Origin of the sequence: Collinsella sp. TF12-2AT (assembly GCF_003436735.1) — a bacterium.
Classification (GTDB): Bacteria; Actinomycetota; Coriobacteriia; order Coriobacteriales; family Coriobacteriaceae; genus Collinsella.
Genome location: NZ_QSQK01000014.1, coordinates 1,568 through 18,735, shown reverse-complemented (window position 1 = coordinate 18,735; position 17,168 = coordinate 1,568). Strand labels below are relative to the sequence as shown.

Genomic DNA, 17,168 nt, shown 5'->3' with positions numbered 1-17,168 from the left:
CTAACGCACCCCCTTCAGCGGTCCCTCAACCAGCCAAGATCCGGCGTCCTCCAGTAATACCTCGCTGGGGTCGCAGTCCAGCTCTCGGGCGAGAATCGCCACCACACGGCTCTGGCAAAAGCCACTTTGGCACCGACCCATGCCGGCACGGCAGCGGCGCTTGACGCCCTCGACCGAAACCGCGCCCGGATGGCGTCGAATCGCCGCCACGATTTCGGCCTCGGGCACCGTCTCGCAGCGGCAGACAATCTGTCCCCACGCGGGATCGGACTCGATCAGCTCCTCCTTGCGCGCCAGCGGTGCGCGGTCAAAGTCGTCCGGCGCGCGGCGAATTGGGTTCCAGTCCGCCCGCTCGTGCAGCTCCACGCCCGCTTCACGCATCACAAGCTCCATGCGCTCGGCAATGGCCGGCGCGCTTGCCACGCCCGGCGACTGAATGCCCGCCGCCTGGAACAGCCCCGGCACCACGGCCGACTGTCCAATAAAGAAGTCGTTCGTTCCCTGAATGACCGGACGCCCGCCGGCAAATGCGCGCACCACACGTCGCGTATCCAGATCGGGCACTAGCTTGTGCGCGCCGGTCAGCAGCGCGTTCACATCGCTCGCATAGGTCTGAGTGTCGCCCGGCTCGCGCACGGCAGCCGTCGCGGTAATCACGGTGTTGCCATGTACGGTGCCCGTCACGATAACGCCCTTCGACACCGGCGTCGGCACGGGGTAGAGCGGCATGAGCGTGCGCGGCTCCTTGTCCAGCACCACGATGTTGCCCTGGCGCCAGACCATCTGAAACTCTTCGGCCCCCGCCATATGCGAGATGTCGGCGGCGCCGTTGCCCGCGGCGTTGATCAGGTAGCGGCAGCGCACATTGCCAGCGGGGGTCGCCAGCGTAAAGCGCGCGTCGTCGCCCGAGTCCGCGACTTCAATCGCTTCCACCGGCGCGGACCGCATAAACGTCACCCCGTTGGCCACGGCGTTCTCCAGCGCGGCGATGGCAACCTCAAACGGGTCGACAAACCCAGTCGAGGGGCACCACAACGCGCACGTTGCATCGGCACTGGCACGCGGCTCTAATTCGTGGATGCGGTCGGGTCCGACGATCGACAGCTCGGGAACACCGTTGACATGGCCGTTGCACCGCAGCTGCTCCAGATGCGTGCGGTCCTCGTCGTTAAAGCCCAAAACCATCGACCCGGTGCGGCAGAACAGAAAGTCCAGCTCCTGGGCCCAGGTACCATACAGCTCACAGCCACGGGCATTGACCTGTGCCTTTACGGTTCCCGGCGCCGGATCGTAGCCGGCGTGCACCAGGCCGCCGTTGGCCTTCGACGCACCCAGCGCAATATCGTTCGCCGCCTCGACTACGCAAATGGACAGTTCAAATCGCGCGAGCTGCCGCGCGATGGCGCATCCGGTGATGCCCGCGCCCACAATTGCGATATCAAACGTTTCTGCCACGGTGCCTCCCAGACGAGTTGACAGGCTGTCAATAAGACTATCCTACGGTCTGCACACCCCCAGCGCGGCGGCAATGCGGTGAACAGCCCCGCAACACCCGCCAACGGCAGAAGAGGGGAGACGCGGCAACGTCGACAACCTCGTCCGCCGACAACTACGGCAACCTTTCGTCTCGATCTGTAACAGTTAGCTGATGATTTGGGTTCTAGATGTTACAGATCGAGACAAACCTTCAGGCGGATTTTGAATGTCTCGATCTGTAACAGTAAGAGGGGTTTTGGGGCCCAAGATGTTACAGATCGAGATTGAAGTCTGGGAGGGACCCCTGTGTCTCGATCTGTAACGTCTAGACCCGGATTCCGCTCCCACCTGTTACAGATTGAGATGTTTGTGTCCGCGCCAGCCCCGTACCCAGCCGTAGTCCCATATAAACAAACCCCGTGGTAAACTTGACTGGACTGTAAATAATCCGAAAGGTACCCGTAATGTCCAAGTACATCTCCGAGCTCATGTCGCCGCAGCTTATGGGCGTCGTCTATGCCTTCGTTGGCTTTATCATCGCCCTGTATGTGCTGTCGGTCGTCTATGTGTTCATCGATGCCCGCCGCCGCGGCGCCAGCGCCCTCGTGGCATGGGGCATCATTGCCCTCATCCCGTTTGTAGGCCTCATCGCCTACCTGGTCCTGCGCCCGCACTCCTACGCGTCCGACCGCGAGGAGCAGGAGCTGGATATGGCCCTGCGCGAACGCCAGCTTGCCCAGTACGGCACCTGCCCGCAGTGCGGCGCCCCCATCGAGAAGGACTTTGTCGTCTGCCCGGTGTGCGACACTCAGGTTCGCAACGTCTGCCCCAGCTGCCATCGCCCGCTCGATGCGCACTGGAAGGTCTGCCCCTACTGCCGAACTCGCATCCAGTAACGCATCCATCGCCGGGCCGGCCGTAAGCCACGGGCTCCTCGCACCCCGCGCATCCCACGGCCGCCACGCGCCCCGCGCCGCCCCACACGATGAAGCATGCGTAGAAAATCGCCCGCCGTGCCATTAAGGTGCGGCGGGCGCTTGTATACCAAGGCAACCTGCCTATAATGATGCAAGTCAAAAACGCCGAGCGCATCGCACGCACTTGCATCAGGCATCCGAGAGGAGAAAACATACCCATGAAGGCACTCTACAATGACGGTTCGGTGGCCGAGCTCCCGCAGGACGAGGTCACGCACGTCATCCGCCACTCCGCCGCGCACATCATGGCGCAGGCCATCAAGCGCCTGTACCCCCAGGCCGATTTTGCCTACGGTCCCGCGACCGACAACGGTTTTTACTACGACGTCGACCTGCCCGAGGGCGTCAAGATCAGCGAGGACGACTTCCCCGCGATCGAGGCCGAGATGAAAAAGATCGTCAAGGAGAACCTCAAGTTCACCGTCTTTGAGAAGCCCCGCGCCGAGGCCATCGCCCTTATGGAGGAGCGCGGCGAGAAGTACAAGGTCGAGCACATCGGCGACCTGGACGACGACGCCCGTATCACCTTCTACCAGCAGGGCGACTACATCGACATGTGCGTCGGCCCCCATATCTGCTACACCAAGGCGCTGAAGGCCTTTAAGCTTACCGGCGTCTCGGGCGCTTACTGGAAGGGCGACAAGGACAACAAGATGCTCACCCGCATCAACGGCGTCGCCTTTGCCACCAAGGAAGAGCTCGACGAGCACATGCACATGCTGGAGGAGGCCAAGAAGCGCGACCACCGCAAGATCGGCCGCGAGATGGACCTCTTTATGATGCGCGACGAGGCCCCCGGCTTCCCGTTCTTCCTGCCTAACGGCATGATCCTTAAGAACACGCTGCTGGACTACTGGCGCGAGATCCACCACAAGGCCGGCTACGTGGAGATCTCCACGCCGCTTATCATGAACAAGCAGCTGTGGAAGACCTCGGGCCACTGGGACCACTACAAGGACAACATGTACTCCACTGTCATCGACGACGAAGAGTACTGCATTAAGCCCATGAACTGCCCGGGCGGCGTGCTGGTGTACGCCTCCAAGCCGCACTCCTACCGCGAGCTGCCCATCCGCGCCGGCGAGATTGGCCTGGTGCACCGCCACGAGCTGCGCGGCGCCCTGCATGGCCTGTTCCGCGTGCGCTGCTTTAACCAGGACGACGCCCACCTGTTTGTGCGTCCCGACCAGCTGACCGACGAGATCGTGGGCGTGGTCAACCTCATCGACTCCGTGTACCAAAAGTTTGGCTTTAAGTATCATGTTGAGCTTTCCACCCGCCCCGAGGACTCCATGGGTTCCGACGAGGACTGGGCACGCGCTGAGGAGGGCCTGCGCACCGCTCTGGAGAAGCTGGGCATGGACTACGAGGTCAACGAGGGCGATGGCGCCTTCTACGGCCCCAAGATCGACTTCCACCTGGAGGACTCGCTCGGACGTACCTGGCAGTGCGGCACCGTCCAGCTCGACTTCCAGATGCCGCTCAACTTTGATCTTGAGTACGTGGACGCCGACGGCACCAAGAAGCGCCCCATCATGCTGCACCGCGTATGCTTTGGCTCCATCGAGCGCTTCATTGGTATTCTGATTGAGCACTTTGCGGGCAAGTTCCCCACCTGGCTGGCTCCCGTGCAGGTCAAAGCGCTTCCTGTCTCCGAGAAGAGCCGCGACTACGCCCACGAGGTGTGTGCCAAGCTGGAGGAGGCCGGCATTCGCGTGGTCTGCGACGACCGCGACGAGAAGATCGGCTACAAGATCCGCGAGGCCCGCAGCATCGACCGCGTGCCCTACATGCTCATTCTGGGCGAGAAGGAGGTCGAGGCCGGCAACATCTCCGTCCGCGATCGCTCCAACGAGACCGTTCAGATGAGCGTTGACGAGTTTGTTGCGAAGGTGCTCGAGGAGATCAAGACTCGCGCCTAAGGCAAACTTCACAACAATTAACAAAGGCGACCGTCTACACAGGGCGGTCGCCTTTTTCATGCCGAAATAAGAAAAGCCGCTGGTTGAGCGGCTTTTTTTGTTGCACAAAAAGGTACAGGTTTTTGTATCTTTCGAGAGACGACATTATACGAGCAATTAATCAGCGTTTGCCCAGATTACGCAAAATGTACTGCTAGTAGGTACATCTCCATACCCTCTATATAAACCTGTACTTTTGCGACTGCGCCTAGCTGCGAGCGAGAAGCCTGTTCTAAACGCCCCTGCATTTGCGTGCATCGCAAAGCCAAAAAGAGGGGGCGAGAACATGGAACAGACGGCACGGCGCCAAGAGCAGCTGCCGGGCGCATTTAACGGCGCCACCACCAACAGCCAGCACGGCCGCGTCCGCTGGTATCTGGTCCACACCCCCAATGGAAAAGAGCGCGAGATCTGCGAAAAGGTCCGCTGCATTATCCCGCACAACCTTATGCAGGACGCTTTTGTGATGCAAAAGGAGTTCTGGTTTAAGCGGGACGGCGCATGGTCGCTCCAAACCAAACCCATGTACAAGGAATATTTCTTCGTCGCCACGCACGATGCCGCAGCGCTCGATAGGGCTTTGGCTCAGTTGAGCTTTGGCTGCCGCATCGCCGGCAGCAGGGAGCGGGCCTATGCGCCCATGCCGGACGATGCGCGGGACTGGTACCGCAGCGTGCTCGACGACGACGGCGTGGTGCGCAACAGCGTTGCGCGCATTGAAGACGGTGTGCTGCACATAGAGCAGGGCCCACTTGTGGGGCAAGAGGCCCACGTAAAAAAGATCGACCGTCACAAGCGCTGGTGCCTGGTGGACGTGGGCGAAGGCGACTCCGCATTTAGGGAGCTGCTTCCGTTAGACGTGCCGAGCAAAACGTAAGGAAGACGTTACGCCGGCAATTTATTTGGTTTTTGAATTTGTGGATTGGGGGGGGGGGTTCCTGGGGACAGGAACGAAATTTTTATTGTGACTACTAAAGAAGTAACAGAGGATAATGCGCCCGTGGGCGCGGCGCTCATTGCTCAGGCCATGGACCGGCGCGAGAGCGCGGCGGGCGCCGGTGCCGGATCCGCTGCAAGCACGGGCACGATGAGCCTCCCAGGCTCGCCCGAGTTTGCCGCAGAGTCCCGCGCGCTCGACACGAGGTCGCTTGGCTACCGCTTCGTCAAGCGCACCTTCGACATCGCGTTCAGCGCGTGCGTCTGCGTCGTGGGGCTCATCCCTGGCGCGGTGCTCTGTGCGTTCATTGCGGCCGATACCAAGGGCGCACCCATCTACGCTCACGAGCGCGCGGGGCGCTTCGGTCGCCCCATCCGCGTGCTCAAGTTCCGCTCCATGGTCGCCGACGCCAACGACGTGGAGAAGTACCTCAGCCCCGAGCAGATCGAGGAGTGGCACCGCGAGCGGAAGGTCACAAACGATCCCCGCATCACCAAGCTAGGCCGCGTCCTGCGCAAGACTTCCCTGGACGAGCTGCCCCAGTTCTTCAACGTGCTCGCGGGCCAGCTCTCCGTCATCGGCCCTCGCGCCATCACCTACGAGGAGCTCGGGAACTTTACGCACGAGCAACAGGTGCAGGTGCTTGCCGTCCCGCAGGGCATTACCGGTGCCTGGCAGTCGGGCCCGCGCAACCTCGCGACCTTCGAGAACGGCCTGCGCCAGGAGTTCGAGCTTGCCTACGCGAAGGGTGCCAGCCTCAAGGCAGACTGGAAGGTCTTCTTCAAGACCTTTGGCGTCATGTTCGGCAAGAAGAAGACGGGGAGGTAGCGCATGAGTGCTGACAAACCCCTCGTCTCGATCGTGGTGCCGACCTACAAGCGCTCTGACAGGATTCGCGTGGCCCTGGACTCAATCGCCGCGCAGGACTACGGCGCGGAGAACATCGAACTGATTGTAGTGAGCGACAATCGGCCGGAGTGGCCGGAAAGCGCCGAGACTGACGCGGCGGTCGCCCCCTATGCCGCGAGCCTTCCGCACTTTAGGCTGCTGCACACCTCCGGCCAGACCGGCGGCGGGGCGGCGCGCAACTACGCCTGCCGCCAGGCGACGGGCGAGTACCTCACGTTCCTCGACGATGACGACGAGTTCCTGCCTGACAAGGTGTCCACCCAGGTCGCCTTCATGCAGGAAAACTCCCTCGACATGAGCTGGCAGGATGTCTCGTGGTATGACGAACGTGGCCGGCTTGTGGAGCACCGCAGGCTCGACCATTGCGAGGACTTCTCCACCGAGGGTCTGCTGCGCGCGCACCTCCTAACGCCGATAAGCCCAACGGCCATCTATATGCTCAGGCGCGACCTGTTCGACCGCACTGAGGGTTTCGGCGAGGTGGCGACCGGCCAAGACTGGTGGCTGATGCTGCGCTGCATAGAGGCTGGCGCCCACATGGGCTACATGCCCGAGGTGCACGTGAGGCAGTACCTCCATTCCGGCGAGAGGCTCTCGCTTGGCAAGAACAAGGTAAACGGCGAGGTCGCAAGGCACGAGGTGGTGCGCGGCTACTACCCGCGCCTCAGCAAGAAGGATGTGCGCTACATCGAATTTCGCCACAACGCCGTGCTCGCCTTCGCTATGAAGCGCAGCAACCAGCCAGGCCAGGCTGTGATTTACGCCTTAAAGGCCATTGCCTCATCGCCCGCCGCCTGCGTCTCTGAGGCGCTGAAGTTCTTCGGCAAGGCGAAATCCTAACTATTTCATATGTGTGCCTGCTCTTAACGAAAGGTTGAATGATATGTCCGAAAAAATGAAGATAGCAGTCGCCGGCACCGGCTATGTGGGGCTCTCGTTGGCCGTTCTGCTCTCGCAGCACAACGAGGTGCGCGCGCTCGACATCGTCTCTGAGAAGGTAGAGAAGATTAACGCTTTTCAGTCGCCCATCCAGGACGACGAGATTGAGCTCTTCCTGGCCGAGGCTAAGGCGGGCACGAGGAAGCTCGACCTGCATGCAACCGTGGACGTCGCCGAGGCCTATACAGGCGCGGATTTCGCCATCGTGGCCACGCCAACGAACTACGACTCGGACCGCAACTTTTTCGACACCTCGTCTGTTGAAGCCGCAATTTCGGCAATCCGCTCGGTGAACCCGACGGCCTGGATTGTCATCAAGTCGACCATCCCTGTGGGTTACACTTCGTCGCTTCGCGAGACGCTTGGCGACAGCCGCATCATCTTCAGTCCCGAGTTCCTTCGAGAGAGCAAGGCGCTCTACGATAATTTGCACCCTAGCCGCATCGTTGTGGGCGCGCCCAAGGACGACGAGGAAGCTGTGAAGGCCGCAAAGACGTTTGCTGGGCTGCTCGCCCAAGGCGTCGGCCCCGCCGAGCTTGAGCGCACCAACCCTGATGGCACGACGGGCATCCCGCAGCTCGTTCTTGGTACCACCGAGGCGGAGGCCGTGAAGCTGTTCGCCAACACCTACCTGGCACTTCGCGTGGCGTACTTCAATGAGCTGGACACTTACTGCGAGATGAGGGGACTCAACACCAAGGACGTCATCGATGGCGTGTGCCTAGAGCCCCGCATTGGCTCCCACTACAACAACCCCTCCTTCGGCTACGGCGGCTACTGCCTGCCCAAGGACACCAAGCAGTTGCTGGCCAACTATAAGGACGTGCCTCAGAACCTTATCGAGGCCATCGTCGATGCCAACCGCACTCGCAAGGACTACATTGCAGACGAGGTACTGCAACTGCTGTGGGACAAGGTATACGAAGGCAAGGAGAAGCCCGTGGCGGGCGTGTACCGCCTGACCATGAAGTCGAACTCCGACAATTTCCGCGCCAGTTCCATCCAGGGCGTTATGAAGCGCGTGAAGGCCAAGGGAGTGCCGGTCGTTGTCTACGAGCCAACGCTGGACGCGCCGGAATTCTTCGGTTCCGAGGTGACGCATGACCTTGAGAGGTTCAAGGCCGAGTGCGACGTGATCATTGCCAACCGGTGGAGCGACGATCTGGCCGATGTTGCCGGCAAGGTGTATACCCGCGACCTATTCAAGAGGGATTAGTATTTGTGGCGATTACTGCTGATAAAAAAAAGAGACGGCTGCTCCTTCTGACGAGGAGGTTCCCCTTTAACCGCGGCGAGGTCGCCGCTGAGTCCTATCTCGAGAACGAGATAGGCGTTCTTTCGACCTATTTCGACGAGGTGCTCGCCGTGGGGACCGAGGCGCAGCCGGGTGACGCGCCCACCTGCGCGCTGCCGGGCAATGTGACGCCCCTGGCCTTGGGTTGCGGTAATACCTCCAAGGACAAGGCTTTGCTTGCAGTCAAAGGGATCGCGTTTCCCCTTTTGGGCGGTGCGGACGTTCGTGAGGCCTATGCCACAGAATCCGTTCATGGAATCGGAAAGCGCGTGTTTCGGGGCTACTTTGCCGCGAGGGCGAAGGCAAAGGCGGACGTGCTTGCGGAGGAACTGGTCCGCTTTGGCTTTGAGCCCACGCACATATACAGCTTTTGGCTTTACGACACCGCTTTGGTCGCTGCTTGGCTGACCGGCACGTACCCATGTGCACGCGCCGTTGCGCGTGCACATGGGTACGATCTGTATGCAGATCGTACCGATGTGCATTATTTGCCCTTCCGGGGATACCTCCTATCCAAGCTTTCCGGAGTGCTTCCCTGCTCGAAAGACGGGGAGGAATACATAAACGCGAACTGGCCGGGCCATGAGGGCAAGGTGACGACCTCCTATCTCGGAACGCGGGAGATGCCAGACAAGTCCGGCGAGCCGTTGACCTGCCCGTTGCGGGTCGTCTCGTGCTCGCGTATTGTCGACGTTAAGCGCGTGCCTCTTCTTGCTAAGGCTGTCACCCTTCTTGATGCCGAAGGGCTTCGCGTCGAATGGACCCATTACGGCGACGGCCCACAGCTCGAGGAGGCGAGGGCCGCCTGCTCGTTGCTGACGCACTCCACCGCGAAGTTCGCGGGGGCTTTGCCGAACGACGCGCTTTTGGGGGAGTACGCAGCGAAGCATTTCGACGTCTTCGTGAACGTCTCGTCAAGCGAGGGCCTGCCGCTTTCGATCATGGAGGCCTGCGGATTCGGCATTCCCGTCATCGCCACGGACGTTGGCGGAACCCACGAGATAGTAAGCGATGGCGTCAACGGCTTTCTCCTACCTAGTGACTGTGGACCGGAAGATGTCGCCGCGGCCATAAAGCGATTCGTCTTTTTGGGCAAGGCCGAAGGGTCTTCTATGAGGCGCGCTGCAAGGGCCGTTTGGGAGAGGGACTTCCGTTTGGAGGCCAACGTGGAGGGGCTTGTGCGCTCGCTCGGAGTCGATTACAGAAACGAAGGTGAATGATGGGCCAGATTGCGCAGAAGATGACCATGCTCAAAAGGTGGAGCAAAATGCTCACTGGCAAGACGGCTGTGGCCGTAGAGCAGAGCTTGGGCAGGGCCTATAATGTCGGACAGTTGTCCGGGTACTACAACGATTTGACCGGCAAGGTCACTGGCAGTACTCTGCTCGACGAGGGCGGTGTCCCTGTTAGCGTCATCGCCGGTGGGGCGCGGGTGCATTTCCCCATCGCCATTTTCCAATACGGTTTGGGCTGTTACGACTTGAGCATTCTCAGGTCGGATGAAGTTGAGCGCTTTCTCGACGCACTAAGGGTATGCTCGGATTGGGCGATCGGCGCCCAGCGGGATGACGGCTCTTGGGACGCATTTGGTCCGATAGGCAGCGCTAAGTACTCCGTCTCCTCGATGGCCCAAGGCGAGGGGTGCTCGATGCTGCTGAGGGCCCATGCGGCTTTCGGGGACGAGTGCTATAGAGTTGCGGCGCTGAAAGCTGCCGAGTTCATGCTTATCGACATGGACAATGGCGGCGTGTCGTCGCATGACGGGGGAGAACTGTTCCTGGAGGAGTACCCTCAACGCCCCAGGCGCAGTGTCATGAACGGTTGGGTGTTTAGCCTTTTCGGTCTCTATGACGCATCGTTGGTCGACGCGCGCTTCGCCGGGCCATTCAAGCACTCTGCGGAGACGTTGGCTTGCCATTTGGATGACTACGACGCCGGCTTCTGGTCTTATTACGACATGGAAAAGCATATCGCCTCTCCCGCCTACCATCATCTACATATAGCGCAGCTCCGCGCAATGGCGGATCTTTCAGGCGACGCAAGGTTCGCGGTGAAGGCCGAGGTATACGAGCGCTATCAGGAATCTCCGGCCAACCGCAGGAAGGCGATTGCTAAAAAGGCGCTGCAGAAGCTGATCGAGAAATCCGATGCGGTGATCGTCCAATGAAGAAGGCCCTCTATATCGTGACCTCGATGGACACCGGCGGGGCCGAGACGGTATTCATGAAGTATTACCGGGCTTTGGACAAGTCGCGCTATCAGCTCGACTTCTGTGTGTCGTCCGACGTGCCGGGCTTTTACGACGCCGAAATCGAGTCGATGGGCGGCAGAATTGTGCACACAGTCAAGAAGACCGAGGCCGGGCCGGTCGCATCGTTCAAGCGGCTCATGCAGATAGCCCGGGACGGCGGTTATTGCTGTGCTGTCAGGTCGTCTCAGCACAGCCTTTCCTGTCTTGATTTGCTCGCCATGAGATTCGGAGGCGTGTCCAGAACCATATTCAGGTCAAGCAACACGGGTACAGTTTCGAACAGCAAAAAGGAGACCCTGCTGCACAATCTTTTCAAGCCCCTTGTCAGGGTTGCGGCGACCGACTTCGCCGCCCCGTCTACCGAGGCGGGCGTCTACATGTTCGGCAAGGCGGGGGTATCGGGGCCGCGTTTCCATCTCATGAAGAACGCGCTCAACCTCGAGGACTACGCCTATGACGCTTCGACACGGGACGATGTTAAGCGCGAACTGGGCGTTCCTGCCGAGTCCTATGTCGTCGGGCACGTCGGGAGGTTCAGTGAGCAGAAGAACCACCTCTTCCTTGTCGATGTTTTTGCTGAAATCGCCCGGAGAAGGCCAGACGCCGTCCTCATTCTCGTCGGCAAAGGCGAGACACGCACGGCCGTTGAGAGGCGCGTTGCCGAGCTCGGATTGACCGATAGGGTGGTGTTTGCCGGGGTTAGGAGCGATGTCCGCCGTCTCTATTCGGCTATGGACGTCTTCATCTTCCCCTCTGTCTACGAAGGCCTGCCGAACGTCGTCGTCGAGGCGCAGGCAAACGGACTCCCTTGCGTGATTAGCGACTCCATCACGCGGGAGGTTGGCATTTGCGAGAACGTCGTTTACAAAAGTCTGGGCGACGCTCTGGACGAATGGGCCGACGCCGCGCTCTCCGCGGATCGCATAGGGTCAAGCGCCAGTGCGAGGGATTTGAAAGGCTCGGGCTATGAAATCAATTCGGAGCTTCCCGGTTTCGTGAGGCTGGTATTCGGATGAACTTTATCGAAACATCGCTTTTCTACTTTCTTGTCGTTTTGCTTTCAGCGGCGCTTGCGCGCATGTCGGAAAACGGCAAGAGTAAGGCTGGGCTGGTCGCTGCCGTGGTTCTTCTTACCGCCATCGGGGGCTTGAGGTCGTATGCGGTTGGGCAGGATACCCTGGGTTATAAAGAGGGAATCGAGTACTTCTACGCGTATGGGACCACGATGTGGAACCATACGTTCAGCGTTCCGTACGGTGTCTTCACAAGTGCGGTGCTCCATATCTGTAACAATTACTCGTTCTTGCTCGTCGTCGAGTCGCTGATCACCAACGCCTTTTTTGCTTTCAGGCTTTGGGATTTTAGACGAACGGCATCGCTCTCGTTTGCGATGTTCGTCTATACGGCAACGGTGTTCCCGCTGTCTATGTGTCTGACGTGCCAGATGATTGCAGTCTCGCTGGTTTTCTACGCAACCAGGTTTTTAGAACAGAATAAGCCGTTGCTTTTTTGCGCTTGGTGGGCTGTTGGCGCTCTTTTGCACGCGTCCGCCCTGATAGGGGTCCTATTCCTCATCTACTACCTATTTTCCAACAAAAGCAAGAGCCGATCGCAGTTCGCCGCGAAGATGCTTGCATCGGTTGCCCTGCTGTTCCTGGCAGCTTATGCGGGCTCTAAGCTCGTCGACCGGTATGCGCGTTACTCCGTGAACGAATCGAGCATCGGGTTGATGGTTTTTGCGCAGGCGACCGTCCTCGCGATCGCATATTTCGTCAGCCGCGAAACTGCGAATGTTGCCCCGGTTGAGAGCGACGGAACGTCGCGGCTCAAAGCCAACCGGATGCCGCTCGTGTTTTACGCTTTAGGCATTTTGGCTTCGGCGTCCTCTTATGTGATTGCCAACGCCGGCCGCATAGCCTATTACTTCACCGTATTAGGCCCTGTGATTTTCGGAGGCTTCGTGAAGGACGCTCGGAAAATAAAAGCCCGTTTTTGTCTTGGCTGTTTTCTAGTTGTCTGGTTCCTTTTCTACGCCTTTTATGCCTATCTGCTTCATACCGGGCTTGGTATCGAGTCTTATTCGTTCGTCTGGATGGGGTAAATAGTGCCCGAAACCGTTTCGGGCATATACGAGCAAAGTCTACGTTGGTGGTTTGCATACGCCCAGGGCTTGTTCCATGTGTAGCGCAGAGAATTAAAAAGTAAAACGCTTTGTTTAAGCTCGGACTTAAGGAAATTGTATATATGGAAAGCAAAATTAAAAAATACCTAAGTGACCCGTGGATGGCCTACTGTGCCTTTACGTCGAAGGGTCTAACGAAATGGGTTTCCGACAGGACGCACCTTCGATTGATGCATCGCGCCAAGTTGGGCATGTGGCCTAGCATAGACTCGCCGGTGACCTTCACTGAGAAGATGCAGTGGCTGAAGCTTAACGATCACAACCCTGCGTACACGACCATGGTCGACAAGTACCGCGCTAAGGACCTCATTGCCTCGCGTGTGGGCTCCGAGCACGTGGTCAAGACGTTGGGCGCCTGGAATTCCGCTGATGACATCGATGTGAGTGGGCTACCGGAGAAGTTCGTACTCAAAACGAACCACGACTGCGGCGGCGTGCTCATCTGCACTGACAAGGGACACTTCGATCTCAACAGTGCCAAGGACTTTTTTCGGGGTCATTTGAAGCAGAATTATTTTTACGGGTGCAGGGAATGGCCTTACAAGAACGTGAAGCCCGTCGTGTTCGCCGAGGAGTTCTTGGAGAGCGAGGGCGATAATGCCCGTGATGAAGACGATAACTGGGAAGGCATCGACGAGTTCGACTTCTTCTGCTTTGACGGGGAACCCCGGCTGATTTCTTATTGTCACGGGGACAAGAACGATTCTGAGAAGAGGTACAACGATTTCTACGACACTGAGTGGAATCTGCTGCCTTTGGCGATGGGATACGCGAGTTCCGAAGAGACGATCCCTGCCCCGGAGCAGCTCAGCGAGATGCTCGAGCTATCAAGGAAACTGAGTGACGGTGTACCTTTCTTGAGGGTCGACCTCTTCATCTGCAAGGGGCGCGTTCTCGTCGGCGAGCTGACTTTCTACCCGTGGGGCGGGTTTACGCCTTTCAGCCCCGCTGAGGCGGAGAGGACGTTGGGGCAAATGGTTTCTTTGCCCCAACGTGAAAACGAGGAATGATGGCAAACGAAAGCTGCATTCAGTGCGTGCGCATGGATAATCAGCCAGTAAGCGCGCTCCGGCGTTTCTTCATGGAGGTTTAGTATGTCCGACACAAAAGACCTCCGGGCGAGGTCGGCAAGCGCGGCAAAGTGGTCTCTGGCAACCGAGATTATCGCCAAAATCATCTCGCCTATCTCGCAGCTCGTCTTAGCGAGGCTGCTGGCGCCAGAGGCGTTTGGCATGGTGGCGACCGTCACCATGGTAGTGAGCTTTGCCGACATGTTCGCGGACGCCGGGTTCCAGAAGTACCTGGTGCAACACAGCTTCCGAGACAAAAAAGACCTGCATGCCAACGCTAGCGTGGCCTTTTGGACGAACTTCGGCATATCGGTGGTCCTGTGGTGTCTCATTGCCATATTCAACGATCCGGTGGCCACCTTCGTGGGCAATCCGTCGCTGGGCTTTCCCTTGGCCGTGGCCTGCCTCTCTCTCCCGTTGACGTCGTTTTCGAGCATTCAGATGGCGTTGTTCCACCGTAATCTCGATTTCAAGTCGCTTATGCCGGTGAGACTGACGTCGACCTTACTTAACTTCGGCTCGACGCTTGTACTGGCGTTTATGGGATTTGGTTACTGGTCGCTTATCGTTGGCACTTTGGCGGCGAATATTGTAAATGCAGTGGGGCTGACTCTGCTGTCTGAGTGGAAGCCGCGTTTTTTCTACTCCTTCAACATGCTGAAGGCTATGTTCTCATTCAGCGGATGGACGCTTTTGGAGTCGTTCACCATATGGCTTTCCTCTTGGGCGGGCACCTTTATCGTGGGGCATTTCCTGGGTGCGGCTGAGTTGGGATATTACAAGACGCCAGTCACCTTTGTGAGCGGGTGCTTCGGGATTATCACGAACGCTACGACGCCCATCTTGTTCTCGTCACTTTCGCGCCTTCAGTTTGATCGGGAAGAATACGTTGCTTATCTGCGACGCTTCCAGTTCATGGTGGCATTGTTCCTGTTGCCGTTGTCTGCGGGTATCTTCGTATTCCGCGAGCCTTTGGTGGCCCTGTTGCTCGGCGATCAGTGGGGCGAGGCGACGCTCATGTTCGGGTTGTATGGGCTGGTGCAGGGGCCGATGGTGCTGCTCTCATACTACAGCAGCGAGATGTATCGCTCTCTTGGTAAACCGCGCGTGTCTACGCTTGTGCAGGTGATGTACCTCGTGTTGATGACGCCGCTTATGACCGTGGCGGCTATGCAAGGGTTCGATGCCGTCGTGTGGGCTGATGCGGGATTGAGAATCCTTTTGATTGCTATCAACCAAGTGGTCACATATTTCGTGGTTGGCCTTTCGTTTGGGCGCACTATGTTGTCGCTCAAGGAGCCCATTTTCTGCACATCGATGATGTGCGCATTTGCATGGGTGACGTATGGACTCGCATCTAGCAACTGGCTTGGCGTCGGGTTGGACATTGTAGGGTGCGTCGTTGTCTATTTCGCGATTTGCTTTGCTTTGCCCAAGAGTAGGAGGGTGCTGCTGAAGCTGGTCAAGGGCGGCGGCTTTAAAACGTTTTGAGGTCTGTAATTAACTTGTTGGGAGTTCCATCTCGGGACTTCCTTAAAACGAAAGAGTGGGGTATATATGCAGGATAGAAAAGTCCTCGTCACTGGCGCCGCCGGCTTCATCGGGGCGTTTCTGGTGAAGCGGCTGCTCGAAACCACCGACGACGCGATCATCGGTCTGGACAACGTGAACAGCTACTACGACCCTGGCATCAAGGAGGCTCGCCTGCGAATGCTGGCGGAGGTGGACAAGGCGGGGCGTTTCGCCTTCGTGCGCGGCGACCTGTGCGATGCCGCGTTGATAGAGCGCCTGTTCGCTGAGAACGGCTTCGACGTTGTGGTGAACTTGGCCGCCCAGGCGGGTGTGCGGTATTCCATTGAGAACCCGAGGGCTTACATCGACTCGAACCTGATTGGATTCTTTAACATTTTGGAAGGATGCCGTCATCACCCGGTGAAGCACCTGGTGTACGCGAGTTCGAGTTCGGTTTATGGCGGCAACGAGAAGGTTCCCTTCAGCGAGGAGGACCGCGTAGACTCCCCCGTGAGTTTGTATGCTGCCACCAAGAAGAGCAATGAACTCATGGCCGCGGCCTACTCCAAGCTCTACTCCATCCCGGCCACGGGTCTGCGCTTCTTTACGGTGTACGGGCCCATGGGAAGGCCCGACATGGCGTACTTCGGCTTCACCGAGAAGTTGCGTCGTGGCGATACGATTAAGATTTTCAACATGGGCGATTGTAAGCGCGACTTTACGTACGTGGACGATATTGTGGAGGGCGTGCGCAGGGTCATGGACGGCGCTCCTGAGGTCAAGATCGGTGCTGATGGTTTGCCAATTGCCGCTCATCGCGTGTATAACATCGGCAATTCGAATCCCGAGAACCTGCTGGACTTCGTGGACACCCTGCAGCGTGTGCTGGTTGAGGAGGGCGTGCTCCCCGCCGATTACGATTTCGAGGCGCATAAGCAGCTCGTTCCTATGCAGCCTGGTGACGTGCCTGTAACCTATGCGGATACTGGCGCCTTGGAGCGCGATTTTGGTTACAAACCCGCAACGCCGCTCGAGGACGGTCTTCGTGAATTCGCGAAGTGGTATCGCGAGTTCTACGGGAATTAGCTGGGTGATAGCAATGTCGAATGTATACAGCAGTGACCGTATTCGCTTTGGGGGGGGGGTCTATTCTCTCAAACCATGCTTTGAGGTTTGTTTGGCTACTTCGAAAGTGCCAGAATTCGCACAATCCTTTATGGCATCTTTTTCGAAAGAGGATGGCTTGCAAATATGGTCTCGAGATCGCGCCTGCCACCTCGATTGGCGAAGGCTTGTATCTGGGTCACGCTTTTGGCATTACGGTAAACCCGAATGCCGTTATCGGTCGCAACTGCAATATGCACAAAGGTGTGACAATTGGTCGGGAAAACCGCGGCAAACGAAAAGGTGCGCCTGTTCTTGGCGATTGCGTTTGGCTTGGTGTCAACTCAACTATTGTTGGTGGCGTTCGTTTAGGCAACGACGTTCTCGTTGCACCGAACACTTATGTTAACTGCGACGTACCAAGCCATTCGATTGTGATTGGGCACCCATGCAAAATCATTTCTCGAGATGGGGCAACAGACGAATATATAAACAACAGGGTCTGAATAATAAAATCGGTTTTACATGTCTTATCCAGGATAGAGGGGGGGGGGGG

Annotated in this window: 15 protein-coding genes; 14 read left to right on the top strand and 1 reads right to left on the bottom strand. The window is 58.3% G+C overall.

From position 1 onward, the window contains the following. Entirely contained in the window at positions 1 to 1,455 is a 1,455-nt protein-coding gene (locus tag DXD24_RS08785) for an NAD(P)/FAD-dependent oxidoreductase (protein WP_117564581.1), read from the bottom strand. Positions 1,456 to 1,940: 485 nt separating this feature from the next. Between DXD24_RS08785 and DXD24_RS08780 the strand changes: the two genes are divergently transcribed. The 14 genes from DXD24_RS08780 to DXD24_RS08715 all read left to right on the top strand — a co-directional run bounded on the left by DXD24_RS08780 (position 1,941) and on the right by DXD24_RS08715 (position 17,118). Then, positions 1,941 to 2,372, top strand: a complete 432-nt coding sequence (locus DXD24_RS08780) for a zinc ribbon domain-containing protein (RefSeq protein ID WP_117646551.1) — start codon at positions 1,941 to 1,943, stop codon at positions 2,370 to 2,372. A 239-nt stretch (positions 2,373 to 2,611) separates the two neighbouring features. After that, complete coding sequence (gene thrS, locus DXD24_RS08775; protein ID WP_117564580.1) at positions 2,612 to 4,375, top strand: threonine--tRNA ligase; 1,764 nt, start codon at positions 2,612 to 2,614, stop codon at positions 4,373 to 4,375. 325 nt (positions 4,376 to 4,700) lie between these two features. Then, a complete protein-coding gene (locus DXD24_RS08770) occupies positions 4,701 to 5,291 on the top strand; it encodes a hypothetical protein (RefSeq protein WP_117564579.1) in 591 nt (196 codons plus the stop codon). Positions 5,292 to 5,378: 87 nt separating this feature from the next. Further along, on the top strand, positions 5,379 to 6,179 hold the full coding sequence (locus DXD24_RS08765; RefSeq protein ID WP_199407920.1) for a sugar transferase: 801 nt from the start codon (positions 5,379 to 5,381) through the stop codon (positions 6,177 to 6,179). A gap of 3 nt (positions 6,180 to 6,182) precedes the next feature. Further along, positions 6,183 to 7,100, top strand: a complete 918-nt coding sequence (locus DXD24_RS08760; protein ID WP_117564578.1) for a glycosyltransferase family 2 protein — start codon at positions 6,183 to 6,185, stop codon at positions 7,098 to 7,100. A gap of 43 nt (positions 7,101 to 7,143) precedes the next feature. Next, complete coding sequence (locus DXD24_RS08755; protein WP_267489784.1) at positions 7,144 to 8,415, top strand: nucleotide sugar dehydrogenase; 1,272 nt, start codon at positions 7,144 to 7,146, stop codon at positions 8,413 to 8,415. A gap of 5 nt (positions 8,416 to 8,420) precedes the next feature. Then, the gene (locus DXD24_RS08750; RefSeq protein WP_117638202.1) at positions 8,421 to 9,713 is read left to right on the top strand and encodes a glycosyltransferase; all 1,293 of its coding nucleotides are present in this window, start codon (positions 8,421 to 8,423) and stop codon (positions 9,711 to 9,713) included. Next, positions 9,710 to 10,660: a D-glucuronyl C5-epimerase family protein gene (locus DXD24_RS08745; protein ID WP_117646550.1), complete on the top strand. Its 951-nt coding sequence runs from the start codon at positions 9,710 to 9,712 to the stop codon at positions 10,658 to 10,660. The genes DXD24_RS08750 and DXD24_RS08745 overlap by 4 nt, the downstream gene beginning before the upstream one ends. Further along, positions 10,657 to 11,760 carry a glycosyltransferase family 1 protein gene (locus DXD24_RS08740; RefSeq protein ID WP_117564575.1) on the top strand — a complete coding sequence of 368 codons (1,104 nt, stop codon included), beginning with the start codon at positions 10,657 to 10,659 and terminating at the stop codon, positions 11,758 to 11,760. Before DXD24_RS08745 ends, DXD24_RS08740 begins: the two co-directional genes overlap by 4 nt. Continuing rightward, positions 11,757 to 12,845: an EpsG family protein gene (locus tag DXD24_RS08735; protein WP_117564574.1), complete on the top strand. Its 1,089-nt coding sequence runs from the start codon at positions 11,757 to 11,759 to the stop codon at positions 12,843 to 12,845. The genes DXD24_RS08740 and DXD24_RS08735 overlap by 4 nt, the downstream gene beginning before the upstream one ends. A 143-nt stretch (positions 12,846 to 12,988) precedes the next feature. Continuing rightward, positions 12,989 to 13,936, top strand: a complete 948-nt coding sequence (locus DXD24_RS08730; RefSeq protein ID WP_117564573.1) for an ATP-grasp fold amidoligase family protein — start codon at positions 12,989 to 12,991, stop codon at positions 13,934 to 13,936. An 84-nt stretch (positions 13,937 to 14,020) separates the two neighbouring features. After that, positions 14,021 to 15,487, top strand: coding sequence for a lipopolysaccharide biosynthesis protein (locus DXD24_RS08725; RefSeq protein ID WP_117646549.1), 1,467 nt, complete (start codon positions 14,021 to 14,023; stop codon positions 15,485 to 15,487). 66 nt (positions 15,488 to 15,553) lie between these two features. After that, complete coding sequence (locus DXD24_RS08720) at positions 15,554 to 16,594, top strand: NAD-dependent epimerase/dehydratase family protein (RefSeq protein WP_117564571.1); 1,041 nt, start codon at positions 15,554 to 15,556, stop codon at positions 16,592 to 16,594. 152 nt (positions 16,595 to 16,746) lie between these two features. Continuing rightward, complete coding sequence (locus tag DXD24_RS08715) at positions 16,747 to 17,118, top strand: serine O-acetyltransferase (RefSeq protein WP_117564570.1); 372 nt, start codon at positions 16,747 to 16,749, stop codon at positions 17,116 to 17,118. Positions 17,119 to 17,168: the final 50 nt, after the last annotated feature.

Coding starts and splice junctions, on each gene's coding strand:
- DXD24_RS08735 (WP_117564574.1), top strand. CDS start 11,757: ATGAACTTTATCGAAACATCGCTTTTCTACTTTCTTGTCGTTTTGCTT.
- DXD24_RS08725 (WP_117646549.1), top strand. CDS start 14,021: ATGTCCGACACAAAAGACCTCCGGGCGAGGTCGGCAAGCGCGGCAAAG.
- DXD24_RS08755 (WP_267489784.1), top strand. CDS start 7,144: ATGTCCGAAAAAATGAAGATAGCAGTCGCCGGCACCGGCTATGTGGGG.
- DXD24_RS08730 (WP_117564573.1), top strand. CDS start 12,989: ATGGAAAGCAAAATTAAAAAATACCTAAGTGACCCGTGGATGGCCTAC.
- thrS (WP_117564580.1), top strand. CDS start 2,612: ATGAAGGCACTCTACAATGACGGTTCGGTGGCCGAGCTCCCGCAGGAC.
- DXD24_RS08715 (WP_117564570.1), top strand. CDS start 16,747: ATGGCTTGCAAATATGGTCTCGAGATCGCGCCTGCCACCTCGATTGGC.
- DXD24_RS08740 (WP_117564575.1), top strand. CDS start 10,657: ATGAAGAAGGCCCTCTATATCGTGACCTCGATGGACACCGGCGGGGCC.
- DXD24_RS08745 (WP_117646550.1), top strand. CDS start 9,710: ATGATGGGCCAGATTGCGCAGAAGATGACCATGCTCAAAAGGTGGAGC.
- DXD24_RS08760 (WP_117564578.1), top strand. CDS start 6,183: ATGAGTGCTGACAAACCCCTCGTCTCGATCGTGGTGCCGACCTACAAG.
- DXD24_RS08770 (WP_117564579.1), top strand. CDS start 4,701: ATGGAACAGACGGCACGGCGCCAAGAGCAGCTGCCGGGCGCATTTAAC.
- DXD24_RS08720 (WP_117564571.1), top strand. CDS start 15,554: ATGCAGGATAGAAAAGTCCTCGTCACTGGCGCCGCCGGCTTCATCGGG.
- DXD24_RS08780 (WP_117646551.1), top strand. CDS start 1,941: ATGTCCAAGTACATCTCCGAGCTCATGTCGCCGCAGCTTATGGGCGTC.